The sequence below is a fragment of the Polystyrenella longa genome, assembly GCF_007750395.1.
GTDB lineage: Bacteria > Planctomycetota > Planctomycetia > Planctomycetales > Planctomycetaceae > Polystyrenella > Polystyrenella longa.
This window is the reverse complement of sequence record NZ_CP036281.1, coordinates 2,041,796-2,063,118: the sequence shown is the minus strand read 5'-3', so window position 1 is coordinate 2,063,118 and position 21,323 is coordinate 2,041,796. Positions and strand designations below refer to the sequence as shown.

The 21,323-nt window shown below is 50.1% G+C and carries 15 protein-coding genes, 1 tRNA gene and 1 pseudogene; 3 read left to right on the top strand and 14 right to left on the bottom strand.

Annotated features, from left to right (window positions below; translation table 11 throughout):
* Positions 1 to 3: 3 nt before the first annotated feature.
* Positions 4 to 3,096 carry a PSD1 and planctomycete cytochrome C domain-containing protein gene (locus Pla110_RS07705; RefSeq protein ID WP_197440573.1) on the bottom strand — a complete coding sequence of 1,031 codons (3,093 nt, stop codon included), beginning with the start codon at positions 3,094 to 3,096 and terminating at the stop codon, positions 4 to 6.
* Positions 3,097 to 3,461: 365 nt separating this feature from the next.
* Here Pla110_RS07705 and Pla110_RS07700 point away from each other — a divergent pair, with 365 nt between their 5' ends.
* Positions 3,462 to 3,881, top strand: a complete 420-nt coding sequence (locus Pla110_RS07700; RefSeq protein WP_144994839.1) for a hypothetical protein — start codon at positions 3,462 to 3,464, stop codon at positions 3,879 to 3,881.
* 28 nt (positions 3,882 to 3,909) lie between these two features.
* On the opposite strand, the gene Pla110_RS07695 is transcribed toward Pla110_RS07700, so the two are convergent.
* From Pla110_RS07695 to Pla110_RS07685, 3 genes are read right to left on the bottom strand one after another with little or no spacing between them, the layout of a single operon-like run.
* Positions 3,910 to 6,261 carry a PPC domain-containing protein gene (locus Pla110_RS07695; RefSeq protein ID WP_144994837.1) on the bottom strand — a complete coding sequence of 784 codons (2,352 nt, stop codon included), beginning with the start codon at positions 6,259 to 6,261 and terminating at the stop codon, positions 3,910 to 3,912.
* Entirely contained in the window at positions 6,262 to 7,605 is a 1,344-nt protein-coding gene (locus Pla110_RS07690; protein WP_144994835.1) for a DUF1501 domain-containing protein, read from the bottom strand. It lies immediately after the preceding gene.
* A gap of 48 nt (positions 7,606 to 7,653) precedes the next feature.
* Positions 7,654 to 10,083 (bottom strand): DUF1549 and DUF1553 domain-containing protein, encoded by a 2,430-nt coding sequence (locus Pla110_RS07685; RefSeq protein WP_144994833.1) that lies wholly within the window; start codon positions 10,081 to 10,083, stop codon positions 7,654 to 7,656.
* Positions 10,084 to 10,478: 395 nt separating this feature from the next.
* Between Pla110_RS07685 and Pla110_RS07680 the strand changes: the two genes are divergently transcribed.
* Positions 10,479 to 11,492: a Gfo/Idh/MocA family protein gene (locus tag Pla110_RS07680; RefSeq protein WP_144994830.1), complete on the top strand. Its 1,014-nt coding sequence runs from the start codon at positions 10,479 to 10,481 to the stop codon at positions 11,490 to 11,492.
* Between the two features lie 27 nt (positions 11,493 to 11,519).
* Here the strand turns inward: Pla110_RS07680 and Pla110_RS07675 are convergent, their stop codons facing one another.
* From Pla110_RS07675 to Pla110_RS07635, 9 genes and pseudogenes are all read right to left on the bottom strand, one after another.
* Positions 11,520 to 11,801, bottom strand: a complete 282-nt coding sequence (locus tag Pla110_RS07675) for a hypothetical protein (RefSeq protein WP_144994828.1) — start codon at positions 11,799 to 11,801, stop codon at positions 11,520 to 11,522.
* A 200-nt stretch (positions 11,802 to 12,001) separates the two neighbouring features.
* Positions 12,002 to 12,223 carry a transposase gene (locus Pla110_RS23130; protein ID WP_390620494.1) on the bottom strand — a complete coding sequence of 74 codons (222 nt, stop codon included), beginning with the start codon at positions 12,221 to 12,223 and terminating at the stop codon, positions 12,002 to 12,004.
* An 849-nt stretch (positions 12,224 to 13,072) separates the two neighbouring features.
* Positions 13,073 to 13,252 (bottom strand): annotated as a pseudogene (locus Pla110_RS23125) (transposase); the annotation flags it as partial.
* 388 nt (positions 13,253 to 13,640) lie between these two features.
* Positions 13,641 to 13,714: transfer RNA gene (locus tag Pla110_RS07660), tRNA-Arg, on the bottom strand.
* Between the two features lie 271 nt (positions 13,715 to 13,985).
* On the bottom strand, positions 13,986 to 14,642 hold the full coding sequence (locus Pla110_RS07655; protein WP_144994820.1) for a hypothetical protein: 657 nt from the start codon (positions 14,640 to 14,642) through the stop codon (positions 13,986 to 13,988).
* 12 nt (positions 14,643 to 14,654) lie between these two features.
* Positions 14,655 to 15,527: a hypothetical protein gene (locus tag Pla110_RS07650; protein WP_144994818.1), complete on the bottom strand. Its 873-nt coding sequence runs from the start codon at positions 15,525 to 15,527 to the stop codon at positions 14,655 to 14,657.
* A 241-nt stretch (positions 15,528 to 15,768) separates the two neighbouring features.
* The gene (locus Pla110_RS07645) at positions 15,769 to 16,599 is read right to left on the bottom strand and encodes a glycerophosphodiester phosphodiesterase (protein ID WP_197440572.1); all 831 of its coding nucleotides are present in this window, start codon (positions 16,597 to 16,599) and stop codon (positions 15,769 to 15,771) included.
* Positions 16,600 to 16,736: 137 nt separating this feature from the next.
* Complete coding sequence (locus Pla110_RS07640; RefSeq protein WP_144994816.1) at positions 16,737 to 17,276, bottom strand: type 1 glutamine amidotransferase domain-containing protein; 540 nt, start codon at positions 17,274 to 17,276, stop codon at positions 16,737 to 16,739.
* Between the two features lie 123 nt (positions 17,277 to 17,399).
* Positions 17,400 to 18,785, bottom strand: coding sequence for a right-handed parallel beta-helix repeat-containing protein (locus Pla110_RS07635; RefSeq protein ID WP_144994814.1), 1,386 nt, complete (start codon positions 18,783 to 18,785; stop codon positions 17,400 to 17,402).
* A 409-nt stretch (positions 18,786 to 19,194) separates the two neighbouring features.
* Here Pla110_RS07635 and Pla110_RS07630 point away from each other — a divergent pair, with 409 nt between their 5' ends.
* Positions 19,195 to 19,515, top strand: a complete 321-nt coding sequence (locus Pla110_RS07630; RefSeq protein WP_144994812.1) for a hypothetical protein — start codon at positions 19,195 to 19,197, stop codon at positions 19,513 to 19,515.
* Positions 19,516 to 19,688: 173 nt separating this feature from the next.
* On the opposite strand, the gene Pla110_RS07625 is transcribed toward Pla110_RS07630, so the two are convergent.
* Positions 19,689 to 21,140: a RecQ family ATP-dependent DNA helicase gene (locus Pla110_RS07625; protein ID WP_144994810.1), complete on the bottom strand. Its 1,452-nt coding sequence runs from the start codon at positions 21,138 to 21,140 to the stop codon at positions 19,689 to 19,691.
* Positions 21,141 to 21,323: the final 183 nt, after the last annotated feature.

The following is a 21,323-nucleotide window of genomic DNA, read 5'->3' as shown; positions in this document are numbered from 1 at the left end:
TTCCTATTCCCGGGTGAGGAATTCATCGGTGTTCATAATAGCTCGTGCGACTGCCGTCCAGGCGGCGGCCGTTTCCGGCGATGCCAGTACGGTCAGGTGGGTATTGATGACGACTTCGGCCGCCTCTGCATCCAGTCGGAACAACTCTTCCTGTTTCTCTTTGAAGGCGATGACTCGGTTTAATTCTTTGTCAAACGGTTCCCTTGCAAAGCAAACACGATACAAGTGCCGTACCCGCTCACGATTGGTAGAGGAACTGGTCCCTTCAATATCGGTCAGTAACCGGGCAGCGAGCCCTTGCGCCATCTCAAAGATAGTCGCATCGTTTGCCATCGTCAAAGACTGCAACGGTGTGTTCGACCGGGTCCGGCTTGTACAGACTGACTGCATTTCTGGTGTATTGAACGTCGTCAGGAAAGGGTAGGGAGCACTGCGGTAGAAGAAAGTATACATCCCCCGACGATATCGAGCACCGTCCGTATCGACCTCCCAGGCTTTCTTCGTCTGGGTAAACGCGTAGACTCCTTCCGGTTGCGGCGGATACACACTCGGTCCTCCAATCGTCTCGTCTAATAAGCCACTCGCAGTGAGACTGACATCGCGCAGGATTTCCGCATCCAATCTTAAACGATTCTGCCGCCCCAATAGCAAATTTAATGGATCGACTTTCGTGAGCTCTTCACGATGATGGGAGGACTGTAGGTAGGTTTCCGAAGTGACAATTCGCTTATGCAACTGCTTCATCGACCAACCCGATTCCATAAAGGACCGGGCCAACCAATCGAGTAGCTCCGGATGAGTCGGATACGCTCCCTGGGTTCCGAAATCGTTTTCCGTTTTGACGAGCCCCTGACCGAAATAACGCATCCAGACACGGTTGACCGTCACGCGAGCTGTCAGAGGGTTTTCTTCATCCACTAACCAACGTGCCAAGTCGAGACGGGAGGCTCGCTTCTCTGTTTCTGTTTCTTGTGAATTTTCAGTTGCACGTACAAGGGGGGGGAAGATCTCCGGAGTATTAGGGTTCAACAGTCCCGTCTTTTTGTCTTTCCGTAGAAAATCGCCACGTTCGTGAATGTAAGTTTCGCGAGGTCGTTCTATCTCCCGCATGACCATCGCCTTCACCGGCTTCCCGAGGCCCAGCTTCTTTTTGAGATTTCTGACTTCTTTCTCGGTCGCGTTCTGCTCGAAGTCCTGCTGAGAGAACGCAGCAGCAAGTTGTTTTTTCTGTGCGTCGGTTCGCTTCTCCACTGCCAGCATTGCGATCTGTCTTACTACAGACTCGCTGATCGGTGCAGGAGTTGTCTCCGAGAAATCAATGGCAAAACGACCGATGTTGTACTCGTTATTCAATTCATGTCGCAGGACTACTGTCACCGGACCATTCGCGGGCAGCAACGGTTTCTTGAGAATGAAATGAGTTTCATGAGGTGCATTCATCGTGGCCCCTGGAGCTGAGCCCGCGCCGATATTAATCGCCCATCCTGTTTTGGAATCTCCATCCACCGTATGAGCAGCAGGAAAATCGGGTTGTGCATGATCCGCCTGAACTCGAGCAATCTCGACAGGTTCCCCTGATTGCAGTATCTCCACTTCCGTCAATACAAAGTTCCCGTTCGACGCCAAGCCCGGTCCCTGTTGTGGAAGGCTTTCGTGGGTCAGCACACGCAACCGAACTGCGGTAACTGGTTGCATTGGAGGGTTGAATTCCAGGGTATAGACTTCACGCGGTGCTCCCGGTTTGGCCAGCAGGGAACCATCTTCCAAGGAAGTCAATTGATCAGGAGTCGTCGATTGGTAACGAGTCGCCTCCGCCAACTGCCATACCGCTCGGGTTGAGTCTGCTTTATAGTCTGAAAGAGACTTCTCCCACGCTGTTTGTCGAGAAGATTTAGTACGGGTGAGTTCTGCTAGTTTTCGTTCGGCCGCCTGAAGTGATTCCCACAATTCGGGATCGACATCCTCCAGCAATAGCTCTCCTTCACAGACCTCGACTGTTGGACCGGTGTTGTTGACGTCTACGGTGTGATTGAAGAAAGCGAAGAGTTCGAAATACTCCTGGTGACTGATCGGATCGAATTTGTGCGTATGACATTGCGCGCAGCCGACTGTTAACCCCAGCCAGACGGCTCCCGTGGTGTTAACACGGTCGACCACTTCCTCATTGCGAAACTGTTCGTCGTCCGTGCCTCCTTCCTGATTAATGAGTGTGTTTCGATGAAATCCGGTCGCGACCAGTTGCGCTTTCGTCGGTTCGGGTAGCAAGTCGCCCGCCAACTGCTCAATCGTAAACTGATCAAACGGCATATCTTCGTTCAACGCCTGGATTACCCAATCGCGATAAGGCCACATGATCCGCGGGCTATCGACAGTATACCCGTGCGAGTCGGCGTAGCGGGCCTGATCGAGCCAGTGCCGTCCCCACCGTTCGCCGTAATGTTTGCTGGCGAGAAGTTCGTCGACCAACTGATTAGTCGCGGCTTTTCGATTTTGTTCATAGGCCATCACGAATGCATCAACGCGACTCGGTTCCGGTAGCAGTCCAACCAGATCGAGATAGAGACGACGAATAATCGTCTCGGGATCGGCAGTGGGGGAGGGGGTAAGCCCCTTCGCTTCCAACTTCTTTGCAATAAAGCGATCGATGGGGTGATTTCTATTTTCCGTTTCCACCCTGGGAGGTTCGACATCCTCAACAGGCAGAAATGCCCAGTGCTGTTGGTATTCCGCCCCCTGATTAATCCATTCCTGCAACAGTTCGATTTCTCGTTTAGTCAGCTGCTTCTTAGTTTCCGCAGGCGGCATCCGCAGAGAAGGATCGGTCTCTCGCACCCGCAACATCATGCCCGAATGTTCTGCATCGCCCGGTACAATGGCGGCATAATCACTCAAAGGCACCAGGGCACTGTCGCGCAAATCAAGCCGGAGATTAGCCTCCCGCGCATTCTCATCAGGACCATGACATTGAAAGCAGTTATCCGACAGAATCGGACGGATATCCCGGTTGTACTCCACTGGTTCTCCCGCGCGGAGCGGTAGCCGGGCACTGACCAGCAGCAAACCAACGAGCGAGATCAAAAGGAATGTTGTGCGCAAGGAAGTCCTCGCTGAGGATGAGAATCAGGAAGGAGAGGCGGTGAGACAAATAAAGGAACGTTTATCCTATCGCATTTCCAAGCGATTTGAAGTGCCGAATTGGCGAAGAATGGAGTAAGGACTTTCATTTCGCCGGGAAAAGTTTTACCGGCTGTCTCATTTACTTTAGCCTTCCAGCTTCCGTAGAAATGCAGCTAAGCAGAATCGTATGCTATCTTAATGCGTTAAACATCATCTTCAGCCGTTTCAGAATAGATTCGATTCCCACAATAATCTTGATATCATTCTGGTAGCCAATGACCTTGCGTCTATCGGGATAATTCCCGCATCGGAAATCTTACACGCTTGAAAATACAGGACTAAAAATGTTCGACCATGAAATAGTAAAGGCAGATTATATTTGTGTTTGGGACGAGATTCTTTCTGAGATTCTAGACTGGCCTAAAGAGGACATTATAGCTTGGATCAAGACTATGGAGTCAATTATGGGCGAGAACGGTATCTGCTTCATTGAACCACCTTTATATTGGCTCGATCAATTCCTAACTCCCGAGAGTATCTTGAGAAAGGAGGAGCCAATTCCATTTTACAAATATTACCCACTACTTGAAGATGCAATCAATGGCGAAGACTATCTGTCGGAAAATCGAACAACTGCTGACTGGAATGAATGCAGGAGAAGAGTAGAATGCCTCTTGGATTCCGTCGGATCGTCCCTTCCTGATCTCAAGGCATACTCAAAGGAATTTCTTAAGCGAATTTTAGAAACACCTACTGACATTTAAGGTTGTGGTGCTAAACAGAAACGGCTTCTTATTGACCAGACAGAACAATCACTGTCGTCTCCGCGACGACGGGAAGAGTTCCGTCTTGCAAAACCGTAGCTCGAATGGTGAGTTTGGATTCGCCGGTGGTGCCACCGTCCGAGCTGATCATCGTGATTGGAAAAGATGTTTCCGTTTGATCGCCAGCGACTTCCATTGGTTCGCTATTGAACTGGAAGCTTTTCGAACTGCCTGCAAGAAGTTCCAGACGAACCGGCTCAGTAAGCTTTGGTGACCGGCGAATGATAAGTGGAACTAAGAGTTCCTTCTCCGAGGTTGCCTTTAACTCATTGACATCGGCTGAAATGCTCAATAATGCTCCAGTGGGTAAAAACCCCATGCGCGTTTTCTGGCGGGTGAGCGAGTAGCGGATGTTTCCTTTAGGATCGGTGACCTTGGCCACACCGTTAAGAACCAAACGCGAAGTTCGAGTCGTTTCTAACCATTCCGGTAAGAAGATTGGGTAAAGAATGCGTTCGATACCTGGGGGCACCGTCAGCTCAGGACCGCGAATGCCCTGACGATGACGACCTTGCCGCGATGTCATTTCAAGAACAATCTCTTCTTGAAAACCTTCATCACGTTGAATCAGAACCGGTGCAGGGAAGGTTGTGCCACGGGGCCATTTCGTCACATCGTCTTTCCCTTCAGCATCGATTGAGAAAGGGGGGGGGATGGTTGTCGCCATTAACAGCGGGCCAGCTGTACTTTGAATTGTATTCTGATCATCGATTTTCGCCTGGCCAACTACGGTCACCATCGAGGCTGTAGCAGCCTCATCAGGCGACACGGTAAATTCCATTTTTAGAGCAGATGCTTTAGCGGGAATGATTAGTTCATCGGGAACAGTAACGCCAAGCGGCAAATTATTGAATGAAATTGATATCGGTTCTTTGAAACCACCGAGCCGTTTTGCCTTAATCGAAAACTTTACATTTTCACCCAACGGAGCATTTAGGATTTCTGGAACATCGAGCGTAAAGGCAGGTTGGGCAGGCTCCATCGTCAGCCGATAAACGGCCGCCGCATTGCCGCTTTGTCCGGAGACATCGGTCACATCGATTGAGTATTCACCGTCGGCAGGGACAGTAAATTGCAAGGCAGCGTCAGTCGAACCGGGAACATCATCGCTACTTGCCAGTACCTTTCCCTCAGCCCCCAGGACTGTCAATGTTACATCGAGCGGGGAAGCAATCTTTTCAGCAACGAGATCAATATTCCATTGGTCCCCCTTTTTTCCGACAAAGTGGTAAACATCTTTGCCCAACCGGTCATTGAGCACACCAGTCACCGCCACACTGCCAGTAAGGTCTAGTGATGAATTGTCGGCCTCGACCGATTCTGGCTGATCGGATAACAGCATTGAAAATGCGGGAGCCGATCCGAACGGAGTTTCGAGACGATAGTGGAATGATTCCAGTGACGGATCTGCGGGAAAGTCGATTGTGCGAGTGACCGATTCCAGTATTGACGCACCTGTGGAAATCCCATATCCAACAAATTCGACGGATTGACTTCTTCCACGTTGGCCAGCGGCAGGAATGGCTGCCACCACACGAGGCGCTGCGACAATCGACAACCGGTATACAAAGCTACGATTTCCGCGGAAGTCAATATCGTAAACACTGACGGTATACGTCTGCTGAGCCTGAGCGGGGAAAGTGATCGCCGTATCGATACCAGCCGTATCAACGGCTTCGGCAATCTTCTGACCTGTCGCGTCATGAACTTCGAGTGCCGCGTTCAACGGAGAGTCGATTTTTCGAGCGGCAATCGAACATGTTACCGGGCCAGATTTTTCTGCGACAAACTGGTAACGGTCAACCTCTTCAATCTTTTTGATGTGTCCAGAGATAGAGACTGGAAGAGATGGTAACTTTTGAGCTTGCTCGCGGTCATCGATTTCCACCAATTCCGGGCCATCGCTTACAATAAACTTTCCCGTGGCCGTTCCGCCATTGGCGTTGGCTGCTTGCCAACTTACCACACCCGGAGAAATGTCTGCAGGGATCGTCAATCGAGCAGGAGTTTCGCGAGGCAGCAACGTTGGTGATCGGCGTGCTTTCTTTCCGAACCAATAGGGAGGCTCTGGCACGATCACTGGTCCTGGTGGGGAAAGAATCTCCAGCTGAATACGCTCGTCATGCACGAACAATTGCATGTCGGGCGTCCAGTCGTACCCCCCCAGAACAACATCGATTGTTTGTCCGGCTTGTCCACCGGGCGGGTACATGTAACCGATTCCCGGCGGAGTTTGAGCGAATACCATTTCTGCTGAGCCGAAAAAACTGACTAGGCTCAGCACAATGCAAAGAGTCATCATTTGCAGTATAAGATTCATTTACACCAGGCCCTGTATCATTTTTCCGCCATCGACAATGGGAAACGGTCGTCCCAATGGACCGAGGTAGGATTTCTCTGGATTGATGCCCATCAATGTCGAAATGGTGTACAACAAGTCAGACACGCCGATCGGCTCTGTGATAGGTGCAGCAGCTTGTTTGTCAGTCGCCCCAATCACCTGACCCGGCCTGGTGCCGCCACCTGCAAAGATGATGGTCTGTGCCATCGACCAGTGATCGCGACCCGCCTTAGCGTTCACGCGAGGGGTGCGGCCCATTTCTCCCATCATGATGACCAATGTCTCGTCCAGCAAACCACGTTCTTCCAGATCGGTTACCAAGGTACTAAACGCTCGATCTGCGTAAGGGATCAAATCGTTTTGTAAACTTGGGAAGCAGTTGAAATGCACGTCCCAGCCTGGTGCATCCACACCGACGAATCGAGCTCCCCCTTCGACTAAGCGTCGGGCCAGTAGTGCACACTGTCCGATTTGAGTGCGACCATAAGCGTCACGCACTTCGTCTGGTTCTGATTGAATATCAAACGCTTTTTTCGCTTCGGGAGAGGCAATCAGGCTGTATGCTTTTTCATAGTAAGTTGACATCACCTTGGCCTGACCATGGTTCCGTTCGCGTTCTAGTTGATCGAGCCCCGTCAGCAGCTTCTTTCGCAAGCTTAAACGTTTTTGAGAATAATTCTCGGCGGGCCTTAAATCTTTGACTTCAAAGTCGGGTTGAGTCGGATCGGCTTCGATGACAAATGGTGCGTGTTCGGCTCCATAAAATCCTGGTCCACCGCCGGCCATCGGGTGGGGCAGATTGATGTAGGCAGGTAGCGAGCTAAGTGGACCGCATTCACGCGACACGACTGAGCCGATTGACGGATAAAAATCATTGTTCGGTACTGGGTTATCCCCATCAGCAAAGTTAGGTTTCCGACCGGTCATCACATAATGATAGCCCGTTGAGTGTCCGTTATCGCGATGGCTATGGCTGCGAACAATTGTGTATTTGTCGGCGATTTTCGCACACAGTGGTAACTGGTCGGTAACGATCGTACCGGGCACGTTGGTTTGAATCGGGCTGAAAGGACCTCGAATTTCTTCTGGTGCATCAGGCTTGGGATCCCACATGTCCTGATGCGGGGGCCCACCTTCCAGGAAAAGGAAAATACAAGACTTGGCTTTGGGCGCGTCAGGTAATGCAGCTTTGGCTTGTAGTTCTAACAACCGGGGTAAAGTCAGGCCTCCAATCAAACCGCAGGCTCCCATTCGCAAAGAATGTCTCCGCGAGATGCCATCGCATGTCGAATTCGTTCGATTTCCAAGAGTAATCTTAAACATTCACCATCCTCGTATTCATTTTGAGCTCAGGGATTCCAAGTCGTTGATTTAATGATTGAACACAAATTCTTTTGAGTTTAGCAATGCCCAAAGAACGTCTCCCGCTGCAGCGGGAATGTCGTCCTGCAACTCATCGAATGCCTGCATCATCAAGTTTTTTTCTTGTTCATTCGGAAACCGCGAAAGGGTGCCCAAGTATAACTCGTCAATAATTTCACTCGGAGTCATCGACAACGCCAGCCTCCGCGCAGTGCCGTGGCGATGGTCGATTTTGGCGGCAATCTCAGGGGAGTTCATCAAATGCATCGCCTGAGAGATGCTCGGCTGATTACTCCGTTCGCATTCACAAACCGATGCCCGAACCGGACGACCAAAAATAGTGAAGAAATAAGAGGGAATGCGATTGTCCCAGATTTGAACGGCTCGATACCCATCCGGCCAACCGTTGTACTTTTCGGTGACGCCTGTGCTTTGACAGATTGCATCGAGTAACACTTCGGCAGGCAAAGTTTTGTAGGCAGCGTGAGAAAAGTTTTGAATATCGTTTTCATTTGACACTTTGGTGGCCGAACTGAGTTGGTAGACTCGCGAGTTCAACAGCGTCCTGGTGAAAGCTTTAAGATCGAAACCGGTCTCTATCAAATGGCTGGCTAAGGCCTCCATCAGTGGTTCGTTAGTGGCAGGGTTGGTGTGTCGCATGTCGTCAATTGGTTCAACCAAGCCTCGACCAAAGTAATGAGACCATAATCGATTCGAAATTGCCTTGGCAAAAAACGGATTGTCTTCAGCCGTCATCCAATCTGCCAATACCTGGCGACGATCACTCACTTGAGAAAAGTCAGCCGATTCGGCCCCTAATGCTCGTGCGGGAATGATTTCTCCGCTTCTGGGATGTGGGAGATCTTTTCCTCCCATAGAAACGACAGACTGCTCTCCGTTGGGAAGTTTTTTCAATTTGATCCCAGTGAAGAATCCGGCTAATCCCACATAGTCTGCCTGGCTCCATCTTTCGGAAGGGTGGTGATGACATTGAGCACACTCAATACGCACACCCAGTAACAACTGGCTAACCGATCGGGCAGCAACGTCGGGCTCGTCTAAGACTTTATAGAATGATCCCGGACCTTCGGCAGACGTGTTCCCCTGGACGACAAGCAGATCCCGGGCGAATTCGTTGAATGGTCGGTTCTCTGAGAACTGCCGTTGCAACCAACGTTGCATGGCCACCGTACCCTGCGGTGAAATCTTTAATTGATCGGCTCTTAAAATATCGAGCCAACGCATGGTGGAATAATCAACGTATTCATCGCGATCTAATAGATGGTCGATCAGTTTTGATCGTTTATCGGTTGAGGTATCCGCGATAAACTGGCGGGCTTCTTCGGTAGTAGGAAGAGTGCCAATGGTGTCGAGAAATGCGCGACGCATGAACGAGGCATCGTCGGTTAAATCGCTTGGTTCAATGCCCAGCCGTTCCAGTTTATCCCACACTAGTGTATCGATGAAGTTGTTTTCCGGAGGCTTGGTGAACTCCACTCCCGGTTGCGGTAACGTAATTCGGCAAACAGCCACATGCTCCAGATAACGTATCAGAATGGCCGCTTCCCCGGGGATGTCGCTCGCTTGAATTAAGCCGCTTGAATCGACTTCGGCGATTGAAGCGGCATTAGATTCATATTCGGCCTCTGTCGTTACACATTGTCGTTTCCCAGAGGCGTCAATCGCCATGACACGAATCTGTTGCGATTGTCCACTTAAAAGAAATTGCTGCTTCGGTTCAACCTCGATTCGTACAATCCGATCATCGCCTTCATTGGCCAATTCGAACTGTGCCCCTTCGGCAATCCAGCGCAATAATCGTTGGTCACGATAGCTTCCAGGTTCAATCTTTTGCCCACCCCCATGCGGCATTCGAGCCGTCCCTTTTAGAGACAACAGACTGGTATCGGGAGTGGCGACTGAGACTCGTCTTCCCCGGGCTTCCATCACTATCGATTGATAATCTAAGTCCGAATCGAATCCGAAAATACTCAGCTTGAAACCGTTTTGACCTTCCGCCTTACCATGACAGCCGCCCGAATTACAGCGAGCTTTCGTAAGAATCGGCGCGATCTCGTTGCGAAACGAAACAGGTCGCGGTGTTTTCAAAGAACGCACTTCGACAGGAATACTGCTTTGTTGTCCCTCATGATGAACAACAAGCGTTCCACTCCCTTCAGAAAGTGGGCGAATCAAGCCAGCATCATTGACGGTTGCTATTTCAGGTGGAACGATTTCGTACCGCACACTTCGTGAAAGATCGTTCGAGCGATTTTCAGAAATAACTTCAGTTGCAAGAACTTGCAATGAAGCTTCCGGGCTGTCGAGCAAAGCCGAAGTCGGGCTGATGCGAATCTCGGCTGCGACACTCCGTTCTCCTAAGCTGAGGACTACGATCGCCAAAATGCCAACTAGAACACGTAGAGGATTAGGACCCATTCTCTATACTCAATCTCAGAATAACGACCATGATCGAACGTAGCTCATCGATATTGTAGGCTCGCTCGGAAAACACATAAAACATCGTAGATATGAATGACCTCAGACACAAGTCCTTGTTCTAGATATCTGTAATTTGTGGAGTACCAATAAGCCGGTCCGAGAACCTGTTTCTGGAAATAGACAGAATTTACGTGATACAGTGGCTTTACGGCGTTGAACTCAATCCTTGACGACGCTGAACAGGGAGGGCTATGCTGAATCAATGTTATTATCTGAAAGCGTGCTGACTGAAAATCCTCTCTGTCGGCTCGCGTAACCTTACACCTGGAATCACAGAGCGAACATTGAATAAGCCAACGCATTTAAAGGTGGTTTTAACAGCCATAATTCTTATGTTCGCAGTTCATCAGTCTGCCTATTCGGATGATCCAGTTCGAGTAGGAATTATTGGGTTCGACAACTATCAAAGCCTGGCGTTTACGAAACTGTGGCATAAACCACCTCAGGACAACGCGGAGCTCGGTGGACTCAAAGTGGTGGCAGCCTGGAGAGGGGGCAGCCCAGATATCGAAGAGACACTTGTTGATATTGATCGCTGGGAACCAAGTTTAAAGAAGAACGATGTTGAGATCGTAGATTCCATTGATGAAGTCTTGCAGCAATGTGATGTTGTCATGATCATGACCATCGATGGCCGCACTCACTTGAAGCTTGCAGAACAGGCACTCAAGGCACATAAACCGACCTACATCGGACGACCGATGGCTGCTTCCTTCGAAGATGTTATTGCGATTTTTGACCTTTCGGAGAAATACAACACGCCTGTCTTCTCGTGCTCGCAGCATCGATACAGCCCAGGTTTTATCGGGATGCGGAATCATCCCGAAGTGGGAGAGGTGATCGGCTGCAATGTCTACGGTGGTTGCCCGACCGAGGAACATCATCCGGATTTGTTCTGGCACTCGATCCACAGTATCGAAGCGCTCTACACGATCATGGGACCGGGTGCCGTTTCGGTTACTCGGGCTCGAACAGACGATGCAGAATTGGTGACCGGTGTTTGGAAAGATGGTCGAATTGGGTCCTACCGGGGGATTCGACGCGGAGCACTGAAATACAGCGCCACCGTTTTCGGAGACAAGGGGGTCGCCCCCGCCGGTATCTATGGCTACGCAGCTCCTGTGAACGGAGTGGTTCCCAAAGGGAGATACATGGGCTATGAAGGGTTAGCCACCGAGATTGCCAAATTCTACAGGACGGGCGAATCGCCAATCGAGCCAGACGAGACAATAGAGCTATTCGGCTTCATGGAAGCAGCCCACGAGAGCCATCGCCAAGGCGGTGTCCCCGTGAGTATCGATGAAGTCATCGCAAATGCACGACAAAAGCTCGACTCACAGAAGTAATCACAACATGGAGTTGCATTCTGTTATTTATACTGGAAATATTCCACTTTGGTATTCCAGCCTCTCTATGCGTTCCGTCATGTTCTGTTCCTTCGCAGAGGTCTCCAGATGGTCTGCTGCGCACACCGGTGTGTCGTCGGGGACTTCCTGTCGGTCCCAAGTCCAGTGTGGGTAAACGATCGGAATGAAAAGGATCGGATAGAAGCACACGAAGAAAGTTAACCGATCCGCGTCAACGAAGCCGACCAGAGCGACGAGTAATCCGCACACGACCTTCAAGGCGGGGCTCAGAACCGGATGAGCGCCCACATACGTACCTGTCGCGAGTTGTTGTCAACGGGAGCTCAAGCTCGGATCATTGATTGAGAGACGAGTTGGGCCTAGATTTTCAGTATTGAGGAATCGCCTAAGACAGTCCATTGCTTGAACCGCCTCCAACACGTTGTAAAAGAGGGAAACGAAAAATCTACCGCGGTCATTTCTTATTCCTCGTTATCCACTCGGCGAAATCACCTTGCTTCTTTCCATCGGGCGCCTGTTCGCAGGACCCAAAGAATGACTTCAAAGCACTCTCGTGGTGGTGCCTGTGGCCGCCTATCAACTCGGGAGGGACCCTCCCAGGGAAAAAGGTCTTCGATCAAAAGCCATTGCTCATCAGTGAGTTCGGTAACACAGTCCGTCCTGGACGCTGTTGTGTATCGTTCGAGTGAGGGATACCATTCCAGCGTCATCTCCATTATAAAGTCTCCTTTCTGGAGACATTACAATGCAATCAGCAGACCAAACTGTTCAGTAGTTGTATGGTTTTGCAACTGCCTCTAATTCACTTTGAAACTTCGGGGGGAAACCTTGTGTTGGGAAATGATGTAGGTCATTGCGGCAACCAATATGAATGCGACATAATATACGGAGGCTGAATTCGGATAGATAAGTCGCTTGTTAATCCATGTCAGCGGAAATAGATATGAAAACAGTGGAGACATCAAAGCTATAAATAAGAATAATATAAGACATAATACCAGTTTATAGAGTCGGGTGGTTCCCACCGGGATAACGTTGACATCAGAAGACTTGAGTGCTTCGCATGAGCTAAGCTGGTCACGCATCGAAATACGGTCATGCTGTAAATAGCAGTTTAAAGGAACAACATAGTGTGTAGCGAGTGTTTCGAATCGAAGGCGAACTCTCTTTTCATCAAATTCAACACGTTTTATTTCCTCAAACATGATGAGGCTGGCATTTCGATGGCCTTCGAGATGTATCCCATCTGACTGTATTGATATTGAAAAACTTCTGTTGATCCAGAGATGAGTAAGTGCGAATAGCGGCCCGACAAACCCTATTGATATGAATATGATTCGTTGAAGAGGAGTGATGTCATTCGTCATAAAGCAGGCAACCAGCATTGCCATGAATAAAAGAGTGAATACGGGAATCTTTATCGTTAGAGAATCGGAGAACGGACGGAAAATGTGTGTCGTCATAAATTTCTCATTGGCTATTGGGTGAGAATATGATTACGTAAGGACGCTCGTTTTCAAAGTTGGCTGAATATTTTACGATACGGGATTGCTCAAGTACTAGAACCCTCGGAGGATAGTGTACAGCGCACCGAGGCGCCAGAAGCATTCGTGTAAGTGCAGATGATATTCCCAGCGGGCTACGAGGCGGCGAAAGTTCTTCAGCCAACTGATCGTCCGTTCGACTTTCCAGCGATTCTCGTAGAGAAACTGGTCACGTTCGCTCAGCTTCTTTGTCTTTCCATTTCGTCGTTTACGAAACGGGAGATCAAGCGCACGCCGTGGTGTCGCAGGCGTTGTCTCAAGCTCATCGAATCGGCCGCTTTATCGTACAGGATGCGGGTGCGGACACGAAGTGTAATGCGTGGCGACTGGACCAACCGTTCACTAATTTGCGAGTTTCAGGATGGGTTCTAATCTATCATGTCAATTGAGAGTAATGGACAGTTTTCGTCTGTCAAAAACTTGTTGATAATTTGAGACAGACGTCGCCTGGGCGTCCAGTATTCCAGACAATATCCATTTAGAATTGTTGAGCATCCGCGACTAAGTTTACGACAAAAAAAGGCCTTCGTCACAATGACGAAGGCCTTTTAAATATATCCTGCTGTTCACTCTATGTGAAAAGTACACCCGGAGGGATTCGAACCCCCAACCCTCGGTTCCGAAGACCGATGCTCTATCCAATTGAGCTACGGATGCATGTTGGTTGTACAGATTGAGGACAGCCCGCCGGGGTAGGGGGGCCGCATCCTGTCTATGAGACACAGTTTAGCAGAATCGGACGAATCCGCAAGGTATCCGTTTCAGGATTCAGAGGCTTTTCCGAGGTCAAAGGTTCGCGGGAAAAATCTGGAACATAATGCCTTTTTTCTGCGTTCAGCGCAATCAATCTCTTTAATCAGGAGACATCTAAAACAGACGGGGTTTGGAATTCAGTAGAACAGAAGCGACACCTACGACAGTGAACCCGTTACTGCCCGATGGATCGGAGAAAAATCTGGAACACCCGTTCGTAGGCGTTTCCCCAGGAATTTTCACGGAAGAATTCGATCGCTTCGTCCGGACTGCCAATGAAGGGGCGGAGGACCCAGCCCATCTGGATTCCGACAAACGCATACAGAACCAACCAGAGCACGAGCATCAGCCGGTGTAATTTGTTCTCGCGAATGAGGGGGTTATAGAATTTGAGCAATATGAACTGAGCCGCAAAACTGGCGATTCCGAACATGACGCCGTTAAACAGGATCGCCTGAGTGTAGCTCTCGAACGAGAGATACCAAAGGGCAGTATAGGGCGAGAGAGCGGCGAGAATGAGGGTCATTCCCGCTTGAGTCGCCAACAGGGCCGAGAAAACCCGACCGAAGTCCGCTCGAAGACCGGCCAGCGTATTGAGTACGAAAAAACTGGGCAGGCTGATCGAGAATGTGGCCAGCAAGAGTAGCGGGACTTTCGTTGCCGAATACAGCACTTGCCAGAGACGTTCTCCGCCGAAACCGCCATAGCTCCCCATTACTGTTCCGTACCATCCGCCCAGAATCAGCACTAATAATGGCAACGTCTGGAGAGTGGGGAGCGACAGCTCTCGGGGTCGGAGGAGTCGATCGGCCTGTTGCAGATAAGCAGGCATGCAGTCGCTCCGTTACGAAAACAAATTGAGGAAAGTGTGATAAACCGCTTCGAAGAAGCTGGAACCACGCGGACGGAACCATGCAAACTCCGAGTTGGGGTCGCCAATGAAAGGACGCAAAATCCAGCTCATCTGCGCACCGACCAGGCCGAAGACCACAATCCAGCAGCGGAAAACCGTTTTCACTTCACCACTCAGAACAGGACCGTAAAGTTGAGCGAGCGGCCCCGCCTCTTTGGGTGAGAAGTTAGATGCCATATTGGATGAGGCTTTGGACGACTCTTCGACAATTTCAATTTCGACAAACCCACCTTCGGTGGGGGAATGAACAGGGGAAGTGGTCTCTTTGATCGAGGATTCCGTTTCTTCCTGTTCCGTCAGTAGAGACATGCGATGCAACGTCTGCAGTAGAAACTTGAGGCCCAGGAATCCAGATACACTGAAGACAAAGACATTCAAGAGAATCATAAAACTGTAGCTGGTCGTACTGACCGAGAAGAAGGCGACGATCAGCCCCAGCGATCCGAGCATCGATAGGGCCACTCCCAGTGAGGCAATCAGCAAACGGAGCAGCTCAACAACTTCGAACCTGGAACCAACAAGGGCATTGAAGACATACAGTGACGGGAACGTGATGAGCAGAGTCAGCAGAAAGAGGGCAGGGACCTTGACCATCGACGCGATAATTTGCCATTCGTGCCCGGGATAGTCCTGAGTCATGGAAAAGACACTCATGCAGAGACCATATAACAGGCCCAGAAAGACGATCATCCCCAGAATCTGCCCGAGCGAGATCTCAAGACTCGCCCGCCTGAGCGACTCCGGCTTCGTTTTCTCCCCTCGGAGAATCTGATCGAGCTCACGTAAAGGTCCGAGTATCTTCATCGTCCTCTCCCGAATTCAATTGGATCGCTTCAGCCAAGGTGCATTCCTGACTGTGACGAGGACGACTATAACTCACTTTGCATCACAAAGTCAATTACAGGAAATCAGATTCGTTACTTTTCCCGCATCTGTTTTGAAGAGACAGAGAAACCGAAACGAAGCAGGGTAAAAGCAAAACCCCGCGTGCTCATACAATCGCACACGGGGTTTATTAATCAATAACCAAATTGATCTGTAGCGTTTACTTCTCTAACGCGTCTCGCAAAAAGGCAGGGCGGTCGGTGGTGATGCCGTCGACGCCTGCTTTGGCCAGGCGATTGGCTTCGTCCGGGTTGTTGACAGTCCAGACATACAAACCGAGATTAGCCTGTTTCACCTGCTGAACGAATTCCGCGTCGATCTTTTCATTTGCATTCAGATCGAGTCCATCGGCGTGGATCGACTGGGCCGTCTCAATCAGGCTTTCCAGCTTAGGTGTCCATTCACCCGTTTCTTTGTCCTTGCGTTGACCGGAGAGCCAGTAGACTTTCAGTTCCGGCATTTCCTGTTTCACATCGCGACAGACATCGCTTCCGAAACAGATCACACAGGTTTGGTCCGCTTTTCGACCCGCTTTTTTCAAATCCGCTTTCAGAAACGGAACGATTTCCGGACCACATTTCACTTCGATAAACAACCGCTTGCCTTCCGGGATCGTGGGCAGGATTTCGCTCAGTAAGGGAATTTGCTCTCCCTTATATTTGGGCGACTTCCAGCTACCCGCGTCCAGCTTTTTCAGTTCAGCGAGTGTTTGATCGACGATCCGGAGATCCGTACCACCACCGGTTCGCTTCATCGTCTTATCGTGGAACGCGACGATCTGATTATCTTTGGAAAGATAAACATCGATCTCGACGCCATCCGTATTCTTCTCCCAAGCCAGATTCACTGAGGCCAGCGTATTCTCGGGAGCATCGTGAGACGCTCCGCGATGGGCAACAATTTCAACGGCCTGAAGTGCGGGAGTATTTATTCCTCCAGAGGCAATCGTAGCGATCACCATGAGCAGCATTCCTGAAGCAAAGTTTTTCATGTTCAGTTCGATTATCCTCAGTTTCATGGGGTCAATTTATTCGCGGCGTAATGACCGCTCCAGTTCCAGTATAAGCAGAGCAGCAATGGCTCGTCCGCTATAAAATTGCTGATTCATTTAAGCTTCACGTAAGTTTACTACGTTGCCTGGGCCTGTAAGACTTCCAGCATCGCGATACAGAAGTCGGGCAGATCGCTCGGTCGACGACTGCACACAAAGTGCCGATCAACAACCACAGTCTTGTCCTCCCACTTGGCACCGGCATTAATGAGGTCATCTTTGATACCAGGTGAGCCGGTAACCGTTACATCCCCATAGATTCCCGCCGAGATAGGCATCCAGCCTCCGTGACAAATTGCCGCGATCATCTTTCCGGATTCGTGGAATTCTTTGAGTAGCGACAGAACCTTGGGATTACGGCGAAGTTTATCCGGCATCCAGCCACCGGGGCAGACAATGCCGTGGAAGTCTGCCTCTTCCATCTCATCGATGTGTGCATCACTCACCGCCGGATAACCATGCTTCCCACTGTATTTCTTGCCCGTCTCCTCGCCGGCGAGAATAACATGGGCTCCAGCTTCTTCCAGGCGAAGTTTAGGATACCACAGTTCCAGGTCTTCGTAGTCTTCGCCCACGATGATCAGAATCCGATATCCATCCAACAGTTTAGCAGCCATCGCAGTTCCTCCTTACAGTAGTGGAAACAGTATTCAGTATTGCGTACATCTGGTTGAGGGGACTTGGTTGTGCACACTTGATTGTACACGTGGTAACTCTTGGATATTCAAGCGAGACGTCGATCAGGGAGTTCCTTCTGGTTTCACAGGCCGGGCGTCAACCAGATTGACATCAACAAAATGCAAATCGCTACCGAGCACCGCCTGTGGGCCTTGCGGACTGCGGACGTAAATCGTTCCTTCGACGTCATACAAACCGTACTCGCTTTTTTCCTGATCGAAGCGAAGGGTAGGGGCGTGGATGGTATCGTTCACCATACATTGGATGAAGTCAATTCCCCCTGGACGTTCCGTATAAGAGGGCCGACGAACCTGAATCAAAATGGGAACGCGTGGGCCACCAAACTCTTGATGCCGTGAGACCCAGCTGTTTTTGACTTTGCAGTTCTGGAAAATCACCTCGGCACTACTGGCCGACTTATCAAAGACTTTGATGCCCTCTTTCCCCGTGTTTTCTGTCGAACAATTAATGAACTCAATTTTTCCTTGTGGGCCATCATCTTTGATCGCTCCAACAGCAATGCCTGCCCAGCCGGACGTATTGAGATCAAGAAAATCTGACTTCTGCATGCCTGCTTCTCCCATTCGGGAAACGCAGTTCTCGAATCGAATATCAACGGGCTGAGAGTCTCGCGTCATCGGTTTCAGATAAACCAGTATCTGGTGCCCGCTGTTGTCCTGAAAGACACAATTACGAACGACGCAGTTAATGAAACATTGATCTGGTCCATCGGGTTCGAAGTCGATCCCGGCTTCGGGGGGTGTCCCTCCCGTTTTGGCGAAGACGCAGTTTTCCACCAGCAGATTCTTGGCACTGATCACGCTCATTCCCTGACGATGATGATCAAGACAAATGCAATCCCGGATCGTAATGCCATCGCTGAAAGTCTGTTCGCTCCCATTGTCGATATAGATGCCATCTCCACCACTGCTTTCAATCTGCAAACCCTCGACGAGCACATCGTGACAACCTCGCAACGCCAACCCCATTCGCCATTCCGCTTTAACATAGGGAGGATTCTGATAGTCCCGTTTCCACATTCGCCATGTTGCCCCATAGCCCCGAATCGTCAGGTTCTTGGCGTCTCTCGCAGAGAAAAGGGAATCGCCGCCCCCTTTGAATTCGCCTCGTTTTGCCATCACTAATGTACCCGGCTCGAAAACGAGTTCCAGGTCTCCACGTAAAGTGATGGGACGCACGATCCAGGTTTCACCGAGGTTCGGGACAATTAGTTTTTTAGCGGGCGAATTGATCGCTGCCTGCAGGATTTCGGTGCTATCAACTGGGTCGAATCCCCACCAGCCCGCGTTCGCAGCCTCGCGAGTGCCCGCGACCACTTCAGCCACCAATTCGGGGTTGGGGCGACTGTCGAACAGCACATCCTCATCCGCGAAGAGTCCGGCTTGAGTTGATAGAAACATCAGGGAACAGAGTAGCATCAATCGCATAGTTCAACACCTTATTTCAGCCTCACCCGGAACGGCGAGGCATATAGATACGGGACGATTTATCAGAAAGGAGGACTAGGAGGGGGTCAACAGGGGACAGGATAATCGATACATCCAGAGCGGATTACACAATCGAATTCACCGGCCTGCAGGCGCTTCCAATGTATGCGGGTTCACAAGGAGGATGCAAGTGAAGGCAGATTCAGGTGTTGGGACGCTAAACTCCGCAATCGTTTTTTTAATAAGTTTCAAAAAAAACTCACTACATTGCCGAAAGTGAACTATGTTTCAAAAAATCAACACTCTTTGGAAATCAACAATTCCTTTGAAACAGAACAGAGAGCCTGTCCTTACCGACATGCTTTCACATCCACCTTAACCAAGACTGGGAAATGAAATGGAAACGACAATGAATACTGCTGAAGCTTCTGCAAACGAAACTCACGATTTATCCAAAAGCAACGTAAGCATGATGCTTCGCCTCACTAGCGTTTGCGTCCTGCTTGGTAGCAGCTTCGTTCTGCCACAAAGCCTGGTCCGCACCTTCTTCATTCTGTTTCTGCTCGGTAACACCATGTTCTACTTCAGTGAGTACATGGAAAAACTGCCCAACAAATCAGAAAACCTCTTTCTGCGGAAAGAAAGCCAGATCATCAACACGGTACTCGTCTCTCTATCCAGTATCGTCGCGATCATCTCTATCGCTCAGCGTTTCCCCATCTGGTCATAACTCTGGCCGGGCAGGGTGATGTTTCTGTTTCATGCGCTGCTCCGGTTTGAGAAAGATTCTCTTTTCAAACCGGGGCCGTCGTCATACCAAACAGGAACCGCCGTTAATATCGCCGTGGATTAAGTGAATAACGTGGATAACACAGTGAATACCACTGTAAATCGCATAGTGAATTAAGAATTCGCCCCGGGATACGGAAGCCCGAAATAATGATGGATGTATTCCTTGCGGTCTCCTTCATGCTGCACATATTGAACAAGTGCCAGCAGTTTCATTTGATCCCGTTGGAGTTTGGCCGCTAACCGTTCTTCATCCTGCAGAGCAGGGGGGAGAGCATCGGTAATGCGCAGCGACTGCCGTCGGCCATCGCCAGTGAGAATATTAAATCGATCAAACATCGATAGTACGGTATCGAGCCGGAAATCATGTTTTTTCCGACCATGTAGCTCTTCACGGAGCCAGTCGATCCCGTAGGCATCCAGCTTTTCTGTTTCATGCTGGATCAGGTCGTAGACCCGCTGATAATAATCTGAATCCGGATTGCTCCAGCGCAGAAATTCCATCTGCGTCGCCAGATCCCGCTCTTCGTACAGCAACGTACAGTCGGAGTCGAGCCCATCCCGTCCCGCACGACCAATCTCCTGATAATACGATTCCATCGAACCAGGTAAGTCTGCATGCAGTACGAAACGGATATCTTCTTTATCGATTCCCATCCCAAAAGCATTCGTCGCCAGTACAATCGTATTCGGATTCTCCATGAAGTCACGCTGTACACGTCGACGCTGACGCCGTTCCAGATCTCCATGATAACAGAGGTGGGGGACACCTCTGGCGAGTAACATGTTACTGAACTCGTCCAGCGTCTTAATCAATGTGAAGTAAACGATCCCGCTGCCGGATGTATCGTTGAATTTATCGATCGCCTTTTCGATCTGTTCCAGCTTCTCTTCATCTCCCCAGGTTTCGACCACATTCAAATGGAGATTCGGCCGGTTGATCCCTTCGTGGAACTGGCGAATCTCGTCAGGTTCCAGGCCCAACTGTTTGATAATATCCTGCTGCACATCAGGAGTCGCCGTCGCCGTCAGCGCGATCGTTGTGGGATTGTTGACCATCTGCCGAAATTCTCGAAGACGGGTGTAATCTGGTCGAAAATCGTGTCCCCATTCACTGATGCAGTGTGCCTCATCCACGGCCAGTAGACGCACATTTCGTGTTTGGATCACCTCCACGAACTCCGATTTCCGAAACCGTTCCGGAGCGACGTAGAGCAGGTGGTAATTCCCTTCGCGAACCTGGCGATACCGTTTTTCCCGCTCCTCCCGCGATAGCGACGAGTTAATGAATTCCGCCTTGATTCCTCGTCGTTTCAAGGAATCGACCTGATCCTTCATTAAAGCAATCAGGGGGGAAATCACCAAGGTAAGAGCCGCTCCCGGCACCGGTTCTTCTCCCAACACTAACGCAGGAATCTGAAAGCATAGCGACTTCCCCATCCCCGTCGGCATGATGACCAGCGCGTGCTCGTCTTTCAGGACGGTTTCGATAATTTCTCCCTGCGGAGAACGAAAACCGGGAAAACCAAAATACTGCTCAAGAATCTGTTCGGAACGGGAAGGCATAATTCACATCAGGCTGGGGGAACGCAATATTCGAAACCAATGGGTTATAAGCAACCTGATTTTAGCGACTCCCGCAAAGGCTGTCATTCGGAAGAGAACATCAATCCGTTTCTTCCTTACTGGCCAGCTACCTTTAAAGTGAAATTATGAGTGGGATAGAACTACATAAAAAAATCCACCGGG

Excerpts from the sequence above, each read along its gene's own strand:
- Pla110_RS07655 (WP_144994820.1), bottom strand. The coding sequence starts at position 14,642 with ATGCCTGCTTATCTGCAACAGGCCGATCGACTCCTCCGACCCCGAGAG.
- Pla110_RS07625 (WP_144994810.1), bottom strand. The coding sequence starts at position 21,140 with ATGCCTTCCCGTTCCGAACAGATTCTTGAGCAGTATTTTGGTTTTCCC.
- Pla110_RS07695 (WP_144994837.1), bottom strand. The coding sequence starts at position 6,261 with ATGAATCTTATACTGCAAATGATGACTCTTTGCATTGTGCTGAGCCTA.
- Pla110_RS07680 (WP_144994830.1), top strand. The coding sequence starts at position 10,479 with ATGTTCGCAGTTCATCAGTCTGCCTATTCGGATGATCCAGTTCGAGTA.
- Pla110_RS07630 (WP_144994812.1), top strand. The coding sequence starts at position 19,195 with ATGAATACTGCTGAAGCTTCTGCAAACGAAACTCACGATTTATCCAAA.
- Pla110_RS07650 (WP_144994818.1), bottom strand. The coding sequence starts at position 15,527 with ATGAAGATACTCGGACCTTTACGTGAGCTCGATCAGATTCTCCGAGGG.
- Pla110_RS07635 (WP_144994814.1), bottom strand. The coding sequence starts at position 18,785 with ATGCGATTGATGCTACTCTGTTCCCTGATGTTTCTATCAACTCAAGCC.
- Pla110_RS07700 (WP_144994839.1), top strand. The coding sequence starts at position 3,462 with ATGTTCGACCATGAAATAGTAAAGGCAGATTATATTTGTGTTTGGGAC.
- Pla110_RS07645 (WP_197440572.1), bottom strand. The coding sequence starts at position 16,599 with ATGAAAAACTTTGCTTCAGGAATGCTGCTCATGGTGATCGCTACGATT.
- Pla110_RS23130 (WP_390620494.1), bottom strand. The coding sequence starts at position 12,223 with ATGACGCTGGAATGGTATCCCTCACTCGAACGATACACAACAGCGTCC.
- Pla110_RS07640 (WP_144994816.1), bottom strand. The coding sequence starts at position 17,276 with ATGGCTGCTAAACTGTTGGATGGATATCGGATTCTGATCATCGTGGGC.
- Pla110_RS07690 (WP_144994835.1), bottom strand. The coding sequence starts at position 7,605 with ATGTTTAAGATTACTCTTGGAAATCGAACGAATTCGACATGCGATGGC.
- Pla110_RS07685 (WP_144994833.1), bottom strand. The coding sequence starts at position 10,083 with ATGGGTCCTAATCCTCTACGTGTTCTAGTTGGCATTTTGGCGATCGTA.